At 70.6% G+C, this 14,964-nt stretch carries 15 protein-coding genes; 6 read left to right on the top strand and 9 right to left on the bottom strand.

The features are described 5' to 3' along the window. Nucleotides 1–346: 346 nt before the first annotated feature. From OG584_RS11475 to OG584_RS11500, 6 genes are all read right to left on the bottom strand, one after another. Entirely contained in the window at nt 347–751 is a 405-nt protein-coding gene (locus OG584_RS11475) for a (deoxy)nucleoside triphosphate pyrophosphohydrolase (RefSeq protein WP_405777612.1), read from the bottom strand. 94 nt (nt 752–845) lie between these two features. Continuing rightward, nucleotides 846–1,025, bottom strand: a complete 180-nt coding sequence (locus tag OG584_RS11480) for an SPOR domain-containing protein (protein ID WP_405777614.1) — start codon at nt 1,023–1,025, stop codon at nt 846–848. A 274-nt stretch (nt 1,026–1,299) separates the two neighbouring features. Beyond that, nucleotides 1,300–2,052: a GntR family transcriptional regulator gene (locus OG584_RS11485; RefSeq protein WP_405777616.1), complete on the bottom strand. Its 753-nt coding sequence runs from the start codon at nt 2,050–2,052 to the stop codon at nt 1,300–1,302. Nucleotides 2,053–2,405: 353 nt separating this feature from the next. Next, nucleotides 2,406–2,957 (bottom strand): isochorismatase family protein, encoded by a 552-nt coding sequence (locus tag OG584_RS11490; protein ID WP_405777618.1) that lies wholly within the window; start codon nt 2,955–2,957, stop codon nt 2,406–2,408. Nucleotides 2,958–2,965: 8 nt separating this feature from the next. Further along, the gene (locus OG584_RS11495) at nt 2,966–4,345 is read right to left on the bottom strand and encodes an MFS transporter (protein WP_405784003.1); all 1,380 of its coding nucleotides are present in this window, start codon (nt 4,343–4,345) and stop codon (nt 2,966–2,968) included. Nucleotides 4,346–4,458: 113 nt separating this feature from the next. Next, nucleotides 4,459–4,902 (bottom strand): MarR family winged helix-turn-helix transcriptional regulator, encoded by a 444-nt coding sequence (locus OG584_RS11500; RefSeq protein ID WP_405777619.1) that lies wholly within the window; start codon nt 4,900–4,902, stop codon nt 4,459–4,461. Nucleotides 4,903–5,047: 145 nt separating this feature from the next. Between OG584_RS11500 and OG584_RS11505 the strand changes: the two genes are divergently transcribed. The 3 genes from OG584_RS11505 to OG584_RS11515 all read left to right on the top strand — a co-directional run bounded on the left by OG584_RS11505 (nt 5,048) and on the right by OG584_RS11515 (nt 7,253). Then, a complete protein-coding gene (locus tag OG584_RS11505; RefSeq protein ID WP_405777621.1) occupies nt 5,048–5,380 on the top strand; it encodes a YkvA family protein in 333 nt (110 codons plus the stop codon). Between the two features lie 36 nt (nt 5,381–5,416). After that, nucleotides 5,417–6,337, top strand: coding sequence for a transglutaminase-like domain-containing protein (locus OG584_RS11510; RefSeq protein ID WP_405777623.1), 921 nt, complete (start codon nt 5,417–5,419; stop codon nt 6,335–6,337). 226 nt (nt 6,338–6,563) lie between these two features. Then, nucleotides 6,564–7,253, top strand: a complete 690-nt coding sequence (locus OG584_RS11515; protein ID WP_405777625.1) for an FG-GAP repeat domain-containing protein — start codon at nt 6,564–6,566, stop codon at nt 7,251–7,253. A 13-nt stretch (nt 7,254–7,266) separates the two neighbouring features. On the opposite strand, the gene OG584_RS11520 is transcribed toward OG584_RS11515, so the two are convergent. Together OG584_RS11520 and OG584_RS11525 are read right to left on the bottom strand one after the other, a co-directional pair. Beyond that, complete coding sequence (locus tag OG584_RS11520; protein WP_405777627.1) at nt 7,267–7,641, bottom strand: VOC family protein; 375 nt, start codon at nt 7,639–7,641, stop codon at nt 7,267–7,269. Between the two features lie 155 nt (nt 7,642–7,796). Continuing rightward, complete coding sequence (locus OG584_RS11525; protein ID WP_405777629.1) at nt 7,797–11,579, bottom strand: AAA domain-containing protein; 3,783 nt, start codon at nt 11,577–11,579, stop codon at nt 7,797–7,799. A gap of 438 nt (nt 11,580–12,017) precedes the next feature. On the opposite strand from OG584_RS11525, the gene OG584_RS11530 reads away from it, so the two are divergent. The 3 genes from OG584_RS11530 (at nt 12,018) to OG584_RS11540 (ending at nt 13,818) form a co-directional block, all read left to right on the top strand. Continuing rightward, nucleotides 12,018–12,287 (top strand): type II toxin-antitoxin system Phd/YefM family antitoxin, encoded by a 270-nt coding sequence (locus OG584_RS11530; RefSeq protein ID WP_405777631.1) that lies wholly within the window; start codon nt 12,018–12,020, stop codon nt 12,285–12,287. After that, nucleotides 12,280–12,543: a type II toxin-antitoxin system RelE/ParE family toxin gene (locus OG584_RS11535; protein WP_405777633.1), complete on the top strand. Its 264-nt coding sequence runs from the start codon at nt 12,280–12,282 to the stop codon at nt 12,541–12,543. The genes OG584_RS11530 and OG584_RS11535 overlap by 8 nt, the downstream gene beginning before the upstream one ends. A gap of 105 nt (nt 12,544–12,648) precedes the next feature. Next, nucleotides 12,649–13,818, top strand: coding sequence for a hypothetical protein (locus OG584_RS11540; RefSeq protein WP_405777635.1), 1,170 nt, complete (start codon nt 12,649–12,651; stop codon nt 13,816–13,818). A 258-nt stretch (nt 13,819–14,076) separates the two neighbouring features. On the opposite strand, the gene OG584_RS11545 is transcribed toward OG584_RS11540, so the two are convergent. After that, on the bottom strand, nt 14,077–14,937 hold the full coding sequence (locus OG584_RS11545) for an NmrA family NAD(P)-binding protein (RefSeq protein ID WP_405777637.1): 861 nt from the start codon (nt 14,935–14,937) through the stop codon (nt 14,077–14,079). Nucleotides 14,938–14,964 lie beyond the last annotated feature (27 nt).

Consider the following 14,964-nt stretch of genomic DNA (forward strand, 5'->3'; position numbering starts at 1 on the left):
GCGCACAATCCCGACCGCCCGATCACCCGATGAGCGCGCTCCGGCGGCGCCCGGTCGGCATCCTGACGGGTCTTCGACGGGTTCCCGAGGCTTCCCGACGGCAGCGAGGTCGCGGGGACCGCGCGTAAATCCGGGTCGACCCCGGCGAACGTCCCGGCCCGCACCCCGTGGGACGTGCTGGATCAGCGGTCGGCAGCCGGTGGATCGCAGGTCAACGCGGTACGGCCGGTGGATCGCAGGCCAACGGGGCGTACGGCCGTACGCGAGGCACTCGCCGGGTGCCCACGGGGTGGGCGTGGAGGGCGGTCGCGGGGGCGCGCCTCCGCGGGAAGGGCTCCGGCCCGCATCACCCCTGCGGCGCGGCCCTCAAACGGCGCGCCGCCTCGGCCACAGCGGGCCGGTCCTGGTCCAGCCAGTCGACGGAGTCGATCTCGTCGGGCCACAGCCAGCGCAACTCGTCGTGGTCCTCCAGCGGGCGCGCCTCACCCGAGACCAGCCGGGCGGTCCACACCCGCAGCACAAGGCCGGCACGGAGCGGCCATTCTCCCGGGATGCGCTCCAGGGGTTCCGTTTCGACGCCGAGTTCCTCGCGCAGCTCACGCACCAGCGCCTGCTCGGCGCTCTCCCCGGGCTCCACTTTCCCGCCGGGCAACTCCCAGCGACCCGCCAGCTCGGGCGGAGCACTGCGCCGGGCGGCAAGCAGCCGCCCCTGGTCGTACAACGCCCCACCCACGACAACGCGATCAGCCATGGCGCGAGCCTACCGAGCACCCGCCGCGGCGCGGGCTCCGCTGCGCTCACCCCGGTGCGGCAGCCGAGTCGCCCTCACTCAACAGCTCTCGCTACTACTGCACGCTCTGGCCGACACGTTCGATCCAGTACATCTGCCGGTGCCCACGGGCACCGAGGGTGTCGGCCGTCTTCTGCGCCTCGTCCTTCGTCGCGTACCTTCCGACGCGATAGCGATTGCCGTTGTCGTCTTCACGTATCACCTGCCACAGCAGCATGACGTTGCTGTCCGTCACCGTGTACCCCCGTCGCACGCCGGCGTGCAGGCCATCTCTGATCTCCAGGAAACCGCAGTCCGCATATGCCCGAGCGTACGCCCGACCCTTACTGAGCGAATACGTGTTTTCACAAAGAGGTACGCATTAAGCCACTCTGCAATTTCCATTGAGTACGCAACGACGTGCCGCCCGGCGGCATATGTCCGCATATAACGGATCCGGGCACGCTTCCAGCCGACTCGTCGTCAGGAAGCGTGCCCGGATTGTTCGTGCCGTCAGCCGGTCCGGCGGCTCACTTCACCGGCAGGTGGTAGGCGATGCGGTAGCGGTCCGCCGGGACGACGATGTCCGCCGTCTCCACCGCCCGCCCGGACGCGTAGTACGTACGCGAGATGACCACCACGACATGGCCGGGCACCCCGCCGAGCGTGAGCAGCTCCTCGGCCAGACCGGGCCGGGCGCCGACCTCCTCGACGACGTTGTCCACGACGACATCGATCGCCGCCATCCGTTCGACGACCCCGCAGCCGCCGAGCGGCCCCTCCTCGGGAAGCATCACAGGCGTGCGCCCGGTGATCGTGAGGGGCTCCCAGGAGGTCGACAGCATCATCGTTTCCCCTGCGTCGCGGTAGACGTACCGCGTGCGCATCACCCGCTCACCGGGCGGGATGGAGAGCCGCAGCGCGGTGTCGGCCTCCGCGACGTCCTGCTCGCTGCTGGACTCCCAGGTGCCGCGCGCACTCTCGTCGGCCTGCTCCTGGCGGAACGGCGTCGCACCCTCGGGCAGCCGGTAGCCGGAGCGGGCGATACGGCGCGGGACGAGCCGCTCCCGGACGTAAGTACCCGACCCCGAGCGGCCCTCCACGAGCCCCTCGGCCATCAGCACCTTGCGCGCTTCGAGGGCGACCGTGTCGGAGACCCCGTACTCCTCGCGGATACGGGCCTGCGAGGGCAGTCGTGTGTGCGGTGGCAGCGAGCCGTCGGTGATCTTCTGTCGAAGATCACTCGCGACGCGCAGATAAGCCGGCTGCTCACCGAAAGTCACTGGCCACTCCCATATAGGTCGACAGACCGCAACAGCGTGGCAACTGTAGGTTGTTGACCGCAAGCAGGGGCCAAAGTTTCACTCGAAGTGATGACAGGTGGTCAGCGAAACCGTCCGTCCGGGCGAAACCCTGGCGGAGCCCCGGCGGTCGAGCAGCGCCCGCCGCCCGACGCCGCCGTCCTCGGACTCCCCCGCCGCAACTCCCCCGCCGCAGGCCCGAGTCGGGGCCGTCGGCGCAGAACGGCCGCGGCGCACCGGCCGGTTCCCATATCGAGCGGGGAACGCCGGTGCGCCGCGGCCGGGTCCGGCTCCCCGCCCCGCCGGTACGCGCGGGCGGGGGAGCCGTGAAGCGGTCAGCCGAGCAGCTTGACGATCGTCTCCGCGGTGTCCGTCTCGCCGAGGCGCGGGAAGATCCGCTCGACGGCGTTGCGGTGGGCCTCGGGGTCCATGTCGGTGACGGCGTCGGTGGCGACGGTCACGTGGTAGCCGTGCTCATGTGCCGACCTGGCAGTCGATTCGACGCCCATGGCCGTGGCGATCCCGGCCAGGACGACCTGGGTGACGCCCTGGCGGCGCAGCTGCATGTCGAGGTCGGTGCCGTAGAAGGCGCCCCAGGTCTGCTTGGTGACGACGATGTCACCGTCCTGCTGGTCCAGCTCGGGCACCAGCTCGGCCCAGTCCGCCGGGGGCGTGCCCTGCCGCGCGGGGCCCTCGTTGCGGCCGGGGGCGCCGCCCGTGACACGTACGAGAACGACCGGGAGGTCGTGCGCGCGGAACGCGGCGGCGAGCTGCGCGGAACGCTCGATGATCTCGGCGGCGGGATGCACGGTCGGCAGGCCGACGATGCCCTTCTGGAGGTCGACGAGGATCAGCGCGGTCCGGGTGTCGAGGGTGGTGGCTGTCATGGAATGGCTCACTTTCGGTTGCGGGCACGGAGCGCCCGGTCGGAGACGGTCAGTGCGACGAGCACCAGACCGAGGACAACGGAGACGGCGGCCATCAGGTGCAGTCCGCCGTCGCTCGCCCGCTGCCCGTAGGCGAGGGCGATGAGGCTGGAGGCCGTGATGGCGCCGATGTACTGGGCCGTCCGCTGGAGGCCGGCGGCCGACCCGACGGCCTCGGCGGGGGCGTGCTGGTAGACGGCGGCCTGGTTGCTGGTGCCGATCAGCCCCTGCGGGATACCGAAGCAGGCCCCTGTGAGGAGCAGCACGGCGACCGGGGTGGCTCCAGTGGTGAAGATCAGCAGGCCGCTTCCCGCCGCGACCAGGACGGCGGCGACGGTGAGCGGGGCCCGAATCCCCTTCGTACGGGCTCCGAGCAGGGAGCACACCAAGGCGGCCACCGACATGGGGAGCATCAGCAGACCGGTGTGCAGGGAGGAGAATCCGCGGCCGTCCTCGAGCCACTGGGTGAAGCCGTACATCACGCAGTAGATGACGAGGTAGCTCAGGCCGTGCCGCAGATAGGTGCGGGCGAGGGCGTGGTTGCGGCCGAGCATCCGCAGGTCGATGAAGGGGCGCGGGCACCGGAGCTGCCACCAGGTGAGGACGGCAGCCAGGACGGCGACGGGGCCGAGCAGCCACCACTGCGGGTGGGCCAGGTCGAGGAGGAAGAAGACCAGGGCCGTGAGGGTGCCGGTGAAGAGCAGGATGCCGAGCGGGTCGAGGCCGGCCGGTTCGCGCGACTGGCCTGCGGTCGCGCGCCGGCCGTCGTCCTTCGGGATCCACCGCGTGGCGCAGACGAACGCGACGAAGGCGAGCGGCACGTTGACGGCGAAGATCGCCCGCCAGCCCCAGGTGGCGACGAGCAGCCCGCCGAGGGTGGGGCCCACCGCCGCGCTGCCGAGCGCGGCGAAGGAGAGCCGGCCCAGGACGGGGCGGGGAGTGGGGGTGCCGAGCCTGCGCGACTCGGAGCGCAGTACGGCCATGGCCGCCGGGTAGGCGGCGGACGTGCCGATGCCGAGAAGCAGCCGGGAGGCGATCAGCCAGCCGAAGCCGGGGGCCACCGCGCCGACGAGCCCGGATGCCGCGACGACGGCGAGGCCCGCGAGGAACACACGGCGCGGACCTATGGAGTCGGCGAGCTTTCCGAGCACCGGCTGAGCGACAGCGCTGGCCAGATAGAGCACGGACACCAGCCAGACCGTGCTGGACGCACCGATCCCGAAGTGGTGGCCGATGGACACCAGAGCGGTGGAGATCATGGTGGTGTTGAGCGGATTGAGCAGCGAGCCGAGCAGCAGGGGCGCGGTGAGGCGGGCCCCGAATCCGGCCCCGTCCGGCTCGGCGGCCATCGTGGCGTCCGACCGGGCGGCTGTCGCGGTGTCCGCGCCGTCGTCTTCGCCCGGTGGCAGCCTGGTGCCCGGCGCAGCCCCCTCTGCTGCCGCTCCGGCACCGCCTGGGGCCGTCACTTCAGTACCAGCCGTTCGAGCAGCGCGACGGCGTCGTTGAGTGTGCGCCGCTCCGCCGCGTCCAGTTCCTCGCCGATGGCGCACGCGAGCCAGCTCTGCTTGTCGGCGCGAACGCCTTCGAGCGTGCGGCGGCCGAGAGCGGTCACCGACATGACGGACTGCCGCCCGTCGGTCGGGTCGGGAGCGCGCTCCACCAGGCCCGCGGTCTCCAGCGCGGCGACGGTCAGCCGCATCGACTGCGGCCTGACCAGTTCGGCGCGGGCCAGCGCGGCCGTGGTCGACGGGCCCTCCCGGTCCAGCAGGGACAGCGCCGACCGCTGCGACTGCGTCAGCTCAAGGCCGGGAGATGTCCTCCGCAGCCGCCGAGCCACGCGTCCGAGTACGACCGAGAGCTCTGCCGCGACCTGTTCGGGGCTGGGTTCGTCGTGAGAGGTGGCCATGGGGACCACCGTAAGAGATAGACAGGAAGCCTTGCAAGTTTGCCTGCCCATCTATCCCGGCCGGGCCCGCCCCACCGCGGCAAGGCCCGGCCTGCCCCGCACCGGCCCCGGCGTGGCGTTGCGGGCACCGGGTACCTGTAGAGCCATGGACCTCCACTCGAAGGCACTGCTGACAGTGATCGCTCTCGCGGTTCTGGCAACGCTTGTGGTCACGGTCGTCCTCGCCGTACGCCTGTTCCGCGCCCGGCGCTTCCTGCGGGACGCGGGCATCCCCCTCCAGAACAAACTCGCCTTCTGGGGTGCGCTGATCTACACCATCAGCCCGGTGGACCTGCTCCCCGATCCGATCCTGCTGGACGACATCGGGGTCCTGCTCCTCGCCCTGCACTCGCTGGAGCGGGCGGCCCGCCGGGCAGTCCCCCAGAAGCCTGGACACCCGTCGGGGAAATTTGGCACGGTGGGCCCACCGGCCCGGTAATCGAACTTGTGGCCGAATCTCCTTGGGGGCCCCGCCATGCCGTCCGCCAGCCTCGCGCCGGATGCCGCCGCGTACTACACGACCCAGAGCGCCTTCTCCGACCCCGGGACCCTCGCACCGCTGTATTCCTCGCTGCCCGCCGACCCTGCCGAACTCGCCCTTGCCGCGCGGGGCTTGGTGATCCACCGACTGGAGGGCGACGACTTCGGATACACCATCCCCCAGGACCGCCTCCACAACGACGCCGAGACCCGCTACATCGACGACATCCTGCGGATCATCACCGGCCGGAACGACGCACCGCTGCCCCAACCCCGGGTTCCCGCCGACCGGTTCGTCGGCATCTGCCGCGACATCGCCCTGCTGCACTGCTCGTTCCTGCGCCACGCGGGAGTACCGGCCAGGCTGCGGTCCGGGTTCGCCGACTACTTCGGCACGGACGGCTTCCACCACGACCATGTCGTCACCGAGTACTGGGACGCCCGCCGGGGCTGGCTGCTCGCCGACGCGGAGCTCACCGACCCCGCGATCGCGGCGCGCTACGCGGTGCCGTTCGATCCGATGGACGTACCGCGCGACCGTTTCCTGGTCGCGGGCGAGGCGTGGCGGGCGATCCGCGCGGGCGAGGCCGACCCGAAGACGTTCGGGCTCCTGATCCCCGAGGCCTCACTGATCGGCGAGTGGTTCGTCGCGGGCAACGTACGGCTGGACCTCGCGGCACTCAACCGCACCGAAACGCTGCTGTGGGACGTCTGGGGCGCGGGAGCCGACAACGCCGAGGGAATGACCGACGCTCTCCACCAGCTGTACGACGAGGTGGCGCGGGTGGCGGGCAACGAGGTGCGGTACGAAGCCGCGCGTGAGCTCTTCACCCAGCACGACGGGCTGCGGACGCCCCGGACCGTGCGGTGCCTGGCAGCCTTCAACGGCCCGCACGAGGTGACCTTGCGCGCCTGAGGGTCGCTCCGCGCCTGGGGCGGGGCCGCCGCGCTCGCCGTATGCCTGCGCCCCGACCGGGTGCTCCCGCCGCGCCTCGGAACGCGGGCAACAGGAACTTCTGGACTCCGGCGGACATCCCATAAGCGGAAGGGCGGAGAGGGATGTGAGGCCTCTCCGGCTTCTCAGCTCCCGGGCAGCGTCCGGCGGAGGGTACCGCGCGCCACCGCGCAGGGAAAGGCACCACGTGAAGCACACCAAGGCCGCCGCAGTCGCCGCGCTGACCATGACCGTCCTGTCTGCCACCACGGGCTGCACCACCGCTGCCACGGCCCCGTCCGGCAAGGAAGCGCCGAGGCCGTGCCTGTCCTCGGGCAAGTTGATCGGGGACCTCGACGGCGACGGACACCCTGACCGCATAACGGAAGCCCGCGCGGACGACAAGCCGCTTACCCTGGAGCGGGGCGACGCCTCCGGACACCTGGCCGAACCCGTCTCCGCAGCGGAGCTCGTCGGCGCCCGTACCGCCCATCAGGGCGCTGCCGTGGGCGACTTCAACGGTGACGGCACTCTCGATCTCGCCCTCTTCGCCAGCAAGGAACCCGAGGGCGACGACCCGATGGGCGCCGAGCTCGCCACCGTGAAGCTGGGCCCGCTCACCCACGGGGGCACCCGCAAGCGCACACAGCGGATCCACCTGGACGAGACCACTGCCATCGGCGTCACCGACTACAACCACGACCGGCGCGCCGACCTCGCGGTCATCGAGTACGCCGGCGACGGGATGTGGGAGATCACGGCGCGTCTGGGTACCGCGAAGGGACTGTCCGCCGCCACTCCCGAGTACGCCGTCACCGGCATCGACGCCGCGGGCCACACGCACCGCCCACTCTCCGCCGACGGCCTGAGCCACTTCTACGGACCCTGCGAGAACTGACTGCCACCCCCCGTCAGGCGCCCGGAAGGAACAGGCAGAAGAGATGGCCGTGGGGGTCGCGCATGACCCGTACGTCCTCCTGCGGCTGGTGCTCCTCCAGCGTCGCGCCCAGCCCGCAGGCTCGCTCGGTCTCCGCCTCCAGGTCGTCGACCTGCACGTCCAGGTGCCCCTGCATCTGCTGGGTTCCGGGGCGCGGAGGCCACACCGGGGGCGTGTGGCCGGTTTCCAGCTGGAAGCTGAGCCCCGGGCGTTCCCGTTCCGGAGCCCGCAGCCGGACCCACTCCGGCCGCCGATCGACCTCCTGCCACCCGAGCAGGGCCCGGTAGAAGTCGGCCAGGACGGGCGGATCGGGCGTACCGAGCACAAAGGCACCGAGCGTCGTCGTCATCCCCCAACTCTGCCCACGCCAATCGCCCCCACGCATCTGCGTGCAGGTCAGGAGAGCAGCGCGGTCCAGGACACCGGCTCCCTGCGATGCCGGCGGGGCATCGCGTTCGGAGATGTCGGCCCAGGACCGACCGTGCCGTTGTCAGGGGCCCCGGCTCAGCGCTCGGGGGTCCATCTGTGGATCAGCTCGTGCTGCGCCAGGTCCTTGAAATAGCGGTGGCGTGACCAGGCATCGAGGTCGCCGATGACGATGAGGCGCCGACGGGCGCGAGTGACGGCGACGTTGAGGAGGTTGGGCTTCTGAGCGGCCCAGTTCCGAGGCCCCGTCTGGCGGGCACCGGTGCCCAGCACCAGGATCACGATGTCCGCTTCCTTGCCCTGCGTGGTATGCACCGTGCCGTAGCGTTTGGAGGTGAGAGCCCCGCCCACCACCTTGCCGAGGCCGTGCACGACGTCACGAAACGGGCTGACGACGAAGACCGATTCGTTCAGGCGACGCTTTCCCTCTGCGGCGGGGCCGCCTCCCACAGCGTCGCCGGGGAACGCCTCACCGGTGTCGAGCCCCTCCTGTCCGACCGCCTCGTCGATACGAGTGCGGATCCGGTCGAGGGTGATCTCCAGGGCCCTTCCTTCCTCGGGGTTCCACTTCTCCTCGCCCGGTAGTGCGCGGACGTCCCACCACACACTGCGCTGCGCCAGCGGGAAGTCGTCCTGGTCCCGATCGACTCCGTAGACCATCATCCCGTCGTAGGCGATCTTGTTGCTGACGTCGAACATCAGACGGTCGCAGCGACGGTGCACCCGCAGGGGGGAGCCGAGCCAGATGTCCTCGCCGTCCTGGTCCTGCAGCCAGGTGCCGTACGGATTCAGCCGGTCGGCGAGGGTCTGGACGGAGGCGGCGGCGGGCGCCCACTGGCGGTCCACCGCGAAGTGTCCGGCCAGGCGCCGCTGGCCCGTCCACGGGAGGGCGACCACGGGTTCGAGCTGCAGCGGGTCCCCGACGACAACGGCGCGGCGGGCGCGCCACAGGGCGCCGACCACCTGTTGCGGGGCGGCCTGGCCTGCCTCGTCGACGAACAGCCAGCCCAGGGCCTCACTGCCCAGCTGGGCGAACATACGGCCCAGCGATGCGAAGGTCGTCGAAACGACAGGGACCACCAGGAACAGCAACTGCCAGGCGGCCAGCACCGTTTCAGCGTCCAGGTCCGCCGGCGCCTGCCCCTTGACCACCTCCATCACGGCCCGCAGATTCTTCCGCATGCGCTCGGGTGCAGTGGCCAGCAACGCGCGGTGCAGGTCCAGGGCCGTGAGGAAGAGCTCCGAGCGCGCCTCGGCGAAGGCGGCATCCATCCAGGGCGCTGACTTCTCCCGGGTCTCCATCGCCTGACGGTCATCGAGGGACGCCCGCCATTCGGGTCCCGGCACACATCCGCCCCACCGCTCCTTGGCCGCCGTCAGCCGGCGTTGCTCGGCTTCCTGCTCGCGCCGTCGGCGGGCAACCTGCTGCCCGGCCTCGGAGGTGGCGGCGGCCTGTCGCTCACGTGCCTGGCGGCACGCGGTGAGCCGGGCCTCGGTGCGCATGATCGCGGCCAATGCCTGATCCAGTGCCCCCTGTGCAGAGCGCAAAGCCGTGTGCCGTGCGGTCCGCGCGGACTCAAGCCCGGCAAGACGGGCATCGGCGGCCTCCATATCCGCCTGGAGTGGAAGACGCCCGGTCTCCCAGCGCCGCATGGGCTCGCGGGTGACCATCCTCCTCACCAGGCCCGGTTTGCCCGCGTCGTGGGCGTGGAGTGCCGACTCCGCTGTCCTGACGTCTTCCTCGCCCCGGCGGACTGCGGCTTCGGCGAGGTCGAGTCGGGTTCGCACGGAGGATGTCGCGTCCTGGCGCCGGACGTGTTCCTCCCGGTGGCCGGCCATTTCGTCCTCGGCTCGCCGCTGTTCCTGTTGCAGGAGCAGGAGGGTGTCACGGGCGCCGGATTCCCAGGCCACCAGTTCGTCCAGGAGGGCGTCGGGGCCGGCCAGCCGGGCGAGCAGATCCGCGATCTCCTGCCGCTCTCCGGCCAGCGTGCGCACGCGGCTGCGGGCCTGGACGAAGCGCCGGACCGCCTGCGCCCAGGTCCCTTGCCCGAGCGGCGCCGTCCCGTCGGCGACAGGGCTGGTGCCCGTGGTGCTCCGTGAGGACGTGGAGACGTGACTCTCCTGCAGCTGCAACATCTTGTGCAGGCCCAGGAGCGGGCGGTCCCCGCTCCCCTGCGGCCGTGGTCTGCTGTTGCCCTTGGCCTGCTCGCCCCACCAGAAGCGCTCGACGAAATCGGAACGATTGCTGCGCCGGCCCAGACGTGCGGCAATCGCGCCCCAGGCGTCTTCCTCCAGCGCCAGGCTGGCGGGACCGGCAAGGTAGTCGGCGCGTCCTTGCCACGCGTCACCGATCGCCCGCGCGCCGGGGACTTCCAGGGTGACGTTCTCCACCGCCCCGTTGTTGGACGAAGCGATCACGATCTCGAAGCCGGTGAGTTCAGGGATCAGGGGGTGGATGGTGCGCGGGTAGGTCTTGCCGGCGCTCTCTTCCGTGCGCCATGTGCGCGGCTTTCGTGCGAAGGCGTCCTCCGGTCGTTCCAGGACGGCCAACCGTTCGGCCCGCTGGACCACCAAGGCCGCGATCAGGTCGCGCAGCATGGTTGTCTTGCCGGTGCCGGGTGGTCCGTTGACCGCGTAGATGCCGCGGCCGTCGTCCTGCCCGAGACTCGCCAGGATCCGGTTGACCGCGAACTGCTGACTGAGCACCAGCGGCTTGTCGGTGTCCGCCGGCCACCGCCCCAAGGGCATGCTGGACGGCTGCACATTCTCCAGAACGACCTCGGGCAGGCGCCGCACGTCGAACCGGTCCATCGCATCCAGATCCGCCTCGGCCCGCAGGTAATCCAGCAGCGCGGTGCCGGTCCGGTCGGTCTGTTCGGCCTGGAGAGCACTGGCGACCCGTTCCAGATCGTCGGCGTAGAAGCTGTTGAGGAAGACGTCACCGCCTGTCTCATCCGCGTGCCGGGCCGCGACCTGGTAGCTCTTGACGCGGATCGCGTTGGGCACGAGAGCCTCGGCGACGCCGAGCTGCTCGACCACCCACCGGGTGACGGCGGCCAGGTCATGTACGTCCAGGACCTTCGTGCCCACCTCGGGCGGAGGCCCTTCCGGCTCCTCCTCGGGCTGTTCCGCTTCCTCTGCACTGCTGTCCGGACCCTGGCCGGACGCGGCGCTGTCGCCAGAGGTGCGGCCGGCGAACCGGGCCGCAGCGGAATCGATCAAGTCGCCGCCGGCCTGCTCGACCACCTTGGTGGCCACCGCCCCCACCACAGGCCCCAGCCCGGCACCCACCACCCCTGCCGCGGCCCCGAGCCCGCTCTTCGCCGCGCTGACGACCAGGCGGGACATCATCCCCGCGACCGGGCCGGGCCCTGGCTGCGGTGACGCAGAGCCGGCCGCCGGCCGACGATCGACTTCGATCTTCCCGTCGCCGAGATCCAGCAGCCGCTGCAGCAGACTCGTGCTGTCCTCGTCGAAACCGGTCAGCCACTGGTCGCCGTGCGGCCCGGGGTGCAGAGTCCGCCCGACCGCCCACGCACACGAGGACAGGGTGACACTGTCCTTGATCAGCAGCCCGTCCTGGTTCACGGTGAAGCAGAGCACGGCGCTGTCGCCGCCGAACCGGCCATCGAGGTCCTGCTCGGAATCCGGGGCACGGAAGGCCTGCAACAGGACGTCACGCACCTTGCCGACCGCGAAGATCCCGGCGTAGACCGTGTGCTGCCAGACGAGGCTCGGCCGCGGCGCGGTCCGGCTGATGGAGGAACCGGGTTCCCAGGGCAGTGGCCGATTCGGCCCCACTGCGACGAGGTTCTTGCGTGGATCCGCCGGGTCGACCTTCGGCGGCGAGAAATACTCCACGGCCCGCCAATAGCGAAGGATCCTCGCTTGACGCCGCTGCTCAGCCCTCGATCGACTGACGGCCCCCATCCGTCCCCCCTGTGATCGTCGATCCCGGGGCACGGTAGCAGAGGCCAGGAATGCGAAACCACCGTCCCGTATGCCCGCCCGTACACACGGTGCTGGTGCCGGCCGGGCCCCTGCCGGCTGAACCGGGAGTGCGCCGGATCAGCAACGTGGTGAGGCCCCGGCTCAGTCGGCGGTACCGGGCTCCGCGCCCCATCGGCAGCTCGCTCCCCGAGGCGCTCATGCCGAAGTCGCCGTCGGGGATCCTGAAGAACCTATCCAGCACCAATCCCGCACCGTAGTAATTCATCCAGCATGCCAGGTCGCAGCAAAGGACCAGGGCGGATCGACCGTGCATTGTGTACACATGAGACACTCGGTACACTTGAGCGCATGACGCAGCCCTTGCCCATAGAGTCCATCCGCGATGTGCGCGCACACCTGGCCGAGGTCGTGGAGCGGGCCGACCGAGATGACGTACCCACCGTGATCACGCGCCGAGGCAAGGAGGTCGCCGCCGTCGTGTCAATCGAGGTACTCCGGAAGTACCAGGAGTGGGAAGAGCGCGAGATCAACCGGATCATCGACGAGCGCATGGCGAATCCGGCAGCGGGCATTCCGATTGAGGACGTCATGAGGGAGACGCTGGCGCGCAATGAGTGAGTACCGCACCGTCTTCCGGCCTGAGGCTCAGGCCGAACTCCGCAAGATCCCTCACGACATGGCGCTGCGCATCCTGGCCAAACTGACCGAGCTGGAAAGCGACCCGCTCGGCTTCAGCACCACCGCACTCGTATCCCAGCCGGAACGCCGCCGGCTACGAGTTGGTGACTATCGAGTCGTCTGCACGATCGACAACGGTGAGTTGGTGGTGTGGGTCGTGCATATCGGGCATCGCTCCACCGTGTACGACACCTGATCCTGAGCCAAGGCACGTGCGGTCGGCCAGGATCCGCTGGAGTTAGGGACGCCGCCGTCCGGACCAGCAGGCCGGGTTGTCAGTGGCGACTGCTTTCATGACGCCATGAGTACCGTGCACGCGATCGCCACCCTCCTTCCCGCCCCAGTCGAACTCCGCTCCCACCTGCGCGCGTTGGCCGTCCTGGAGACTGCGATCGCCGAAGATCCGCGGTACTGCCATTACACCTTCGACGCCGCCTGGGGCCCCGGCGAAGAGGCAGCCTCGATGGAGAACGGCTCGGGGGACGACTTCTCTGTCCTCTTCACCCCGGCCGGCGTGCTCATACGCGGCTTCGACCACGAGTCGGCAATGAGCCCGTACGGGACGGACGACGAGCAGGTCTGGCCCGGAGTCATCGACGAAGTGCCCGCCGCACTGCGCCCGCTTTTGGACGACCCCGCCTTCCACGATGAGGACATCGACGCCCCTCGGGTCACTGTCTGCCTGTGGCGGGAGGTCGGCGACACGGCCTGGCGCACCGGCTCGGGCATTGACTTCCCGCCCGGCAGCGAGGACCCGGACGGCTCCGGTTTCCTCTTCCACCTCCTCGCCGACCGCTCCCCCGAGGCCGTCCAGGCCCACTTCGAGGACTACTACGAGCGCCCCGTCCCCCTCGAAGCCGTCCGCCACATCCTCGCTGGACATCCCCTCACCCCTGCGGTCGCCGCAGTTCTCAACCCGGCCGCACTCTCGGACAACGCCCTGCTCCGCAGGATCGCCGCGCATCCGGAGGTCGCCTCCTACCTGGCCGGCGACGGCGAGTTCGACCTCGCCCGCACCGACCCGATCGAGCCGATAGCCCTGCCCAACGGCCTCCCGGTGGAGCCTGTCGCCGGCTGTAACGCGGGCGGCACCCACTACCTCTGCGGCCCGGCCGTCCCTGACGGCGCCCGCCCTGTCCTCTACACCGACTCCGAGGGGCAGGCCTCCCTGATCGCCGAGTCGCTCGCCGAGGCCCTGACCCTCACCGTCGCCCTCCCGTCCTGGCACGACGCACTGGCCGGCTTCCGACCCCCGGCCCTCAGCTCCGACTACCTCGAAGACCACCCGGACCACCCCGCCATCCGCGACCGTCTCCTCGCCACGCTTCGGCTTCCCCCGGCCACCGAGCAGGAAGTCCTGGACCGACTCCTCGCCACTGCCGCCCGCACCGCCCCCGACGGCTTCCTCCCGCACGTTTCAGACGAAGAGAACTCCGCCTTCCAGCCGATGCTCGAACCGCTTGCCGACTAAGGCAGACAAGAGCGCACAGGTGACGAAGCGTCAGGATATCCAGCACCAGTCCAGCACGGAAGCCGGCGAGGGTCGACTCCCGAAAGAGCCGACCCCTTGCGCAGCCGGCGCCCAGTCGGTGGATGATCCCGTTGATCACCTGGCGGTGGTCTCTCCACCGGCCGCAGCGGCCGTTGCTTATGGGGAGCAGCGGCTCCAGCACCGTCCATTCGTCATCGGTGAAATCCCCCCTGCTGAGCACGCCGTGAGCCCCTCCGTTCAGGCAGCGTCGATGTCCGCTGCGAGCTGGTCGGTCACGGTCCGGGGTTCGCGGCCGAGGAGTTCGGCGAGCAGCGGGTCGACTCCGGCGAAGCGGCCTTCGCGGGCGGCCAGGAAGGTGGTGAGTGTCATCCGTGCCATCGCCTCCGGGGTGCCCGCGGCGACTTTGGCCGCGATCCACTCCTCGTCGCCGGGCGTGACGCGCGTGATGTCGCGGCCGGTCTTCTCGGAGGCCAGGGCGGCGACTTCGTCGAAGGTGACGGCCTGACGGGCGGTGAGGGTGACCGGGCCATCGAAGGCGCGCTCCCCGGCGAGGATCACCGCTGCCGCTTCGGCGGCGTCGGCGCGGTCGGTCCAGGAGACGGGGCCGTCGGCCGGGGCATTGATGGTGCCGGTCTGCTGCCAGGGGCCCAGCAGCCAGCCCAGGCTGTGAGCGTAGAAGCCGTTGCGCAACGCGGTCCAGGCGACGCAGGAGTCGGCCAGGAGCCGCTCGGTGGCGGCGTGGTCGCGCGCCGGGTGGAAGGGGCTGTCCGCGCCGGCGCCCTGGTGGCTGGTGTAGAGGATACGGCGGGCTCCCGCCGCGACGGCGGCGTCGATGCCGACGCGGTGCAGCGCGACGGCGTCGGCGTGCGGGTCGTTGGAGGAGACAAGCAGGACCTGCTCGGCGTCCTCGAAGGAGTGCCGCAGCGCGGCCGGGTCCTCGTAGGAGCCCTGGCGCACGCGCACCCCGCGGTCGGCGAAGTGCTGGGCCTTGGCAGGGTCGCGGACGCTGACGCCGATCTCTTCGGCGGGCATGCGCTTGATGAGGTGTTCGACGGTGGCGCCGTTGAGCGCACCGGTCGCACCGGTGATGACGATCATGTGAGGGGTTCCTCTCGTTCCCGCCGC

The organism is Streptomyces sp. NBC_00859, from assembly GCF_045161865.1.
Lineage (GTDB): Bacteria > Actinomycetota > Actinomycetes > Streptomycetales > Streptomycetaceae > Streptomyces.

Coding starts and splice junctions, on each gene's coding strand:
- OG584_RS11545 (WP_405777637.1), bottom strand. CDS start 14,937: ATGATCGTCATCACCGGTGCGACCGGTGCGCTCAACGGCGCCACCGTC.
- OG584_RS11540 (WP_405777635.1), top strand. CDS start 12,649: ATGAGTACCGTGCACGCGATCGCCACCCTCCTTCCCGCCCCAGTCGAA.
- OG584_RS11490 (WP_405777618.1), bottom strand. CDS start 2,957: ATGACAGCCACCACCCTCGACACCCGGACCGCGCTGATCCTCGTCGAC.
- OG584_RS11530 (WP_405777631.1), top strand. CDS start 12,018: ATGACGCAGCCCTTGCCCATAGAGTCCATCCGCGATGTGCGCGCACAC.
- OG584_RS11535 (WP_405777633.1), top strand. CDS start 12,280: ATGAGTGAGTACCGCACCGTCTTCCGGCCTGAGGCTCAGGCCGAACTC.
- OG584_RS11495 (WP_405784003.1), bottom strand. CDS start 4,345: ATGGCCGCCGAGCCGGACGGGGCCGGATTCGGGGCCCGCCTCACCGCG.
- OG584_RS11510 (WP_405777623.1), top strand. CDS start 5,417: ATGCCGTCCGCCAGCCTCGCGCCGGATGCCGCCGCGTACTACACGACC.
- OG584_RS11500 (WP_405777619.1), bottom strand. CDS start 4,902: ATGGCCACCTCTCACGACGAACCCAGCCCCGAACAGGTCGCGGCAGAG.
- OG584_RS11520 (WP_405777627.1), bottom strand. CDS start 7,641: ATGACGACGACGCTCGGTGCCTTTGTGCTCGGTACGCCCGATCCGCCC.
- OG584_RS11475 (WP_405777612.1), bottom strand. CDS start 751: ATGGCTGATCGCGTTGTCGTGGGTGGGGCGTTGTACGACCAGGGGCGG.
- OG584_RS11505 (WP_405777621.1), top strand. CDS start 5,048: ATGGACCTCCACTCGAAGGCACTGCTGACAGTGATCGCTCTCGCGGTT.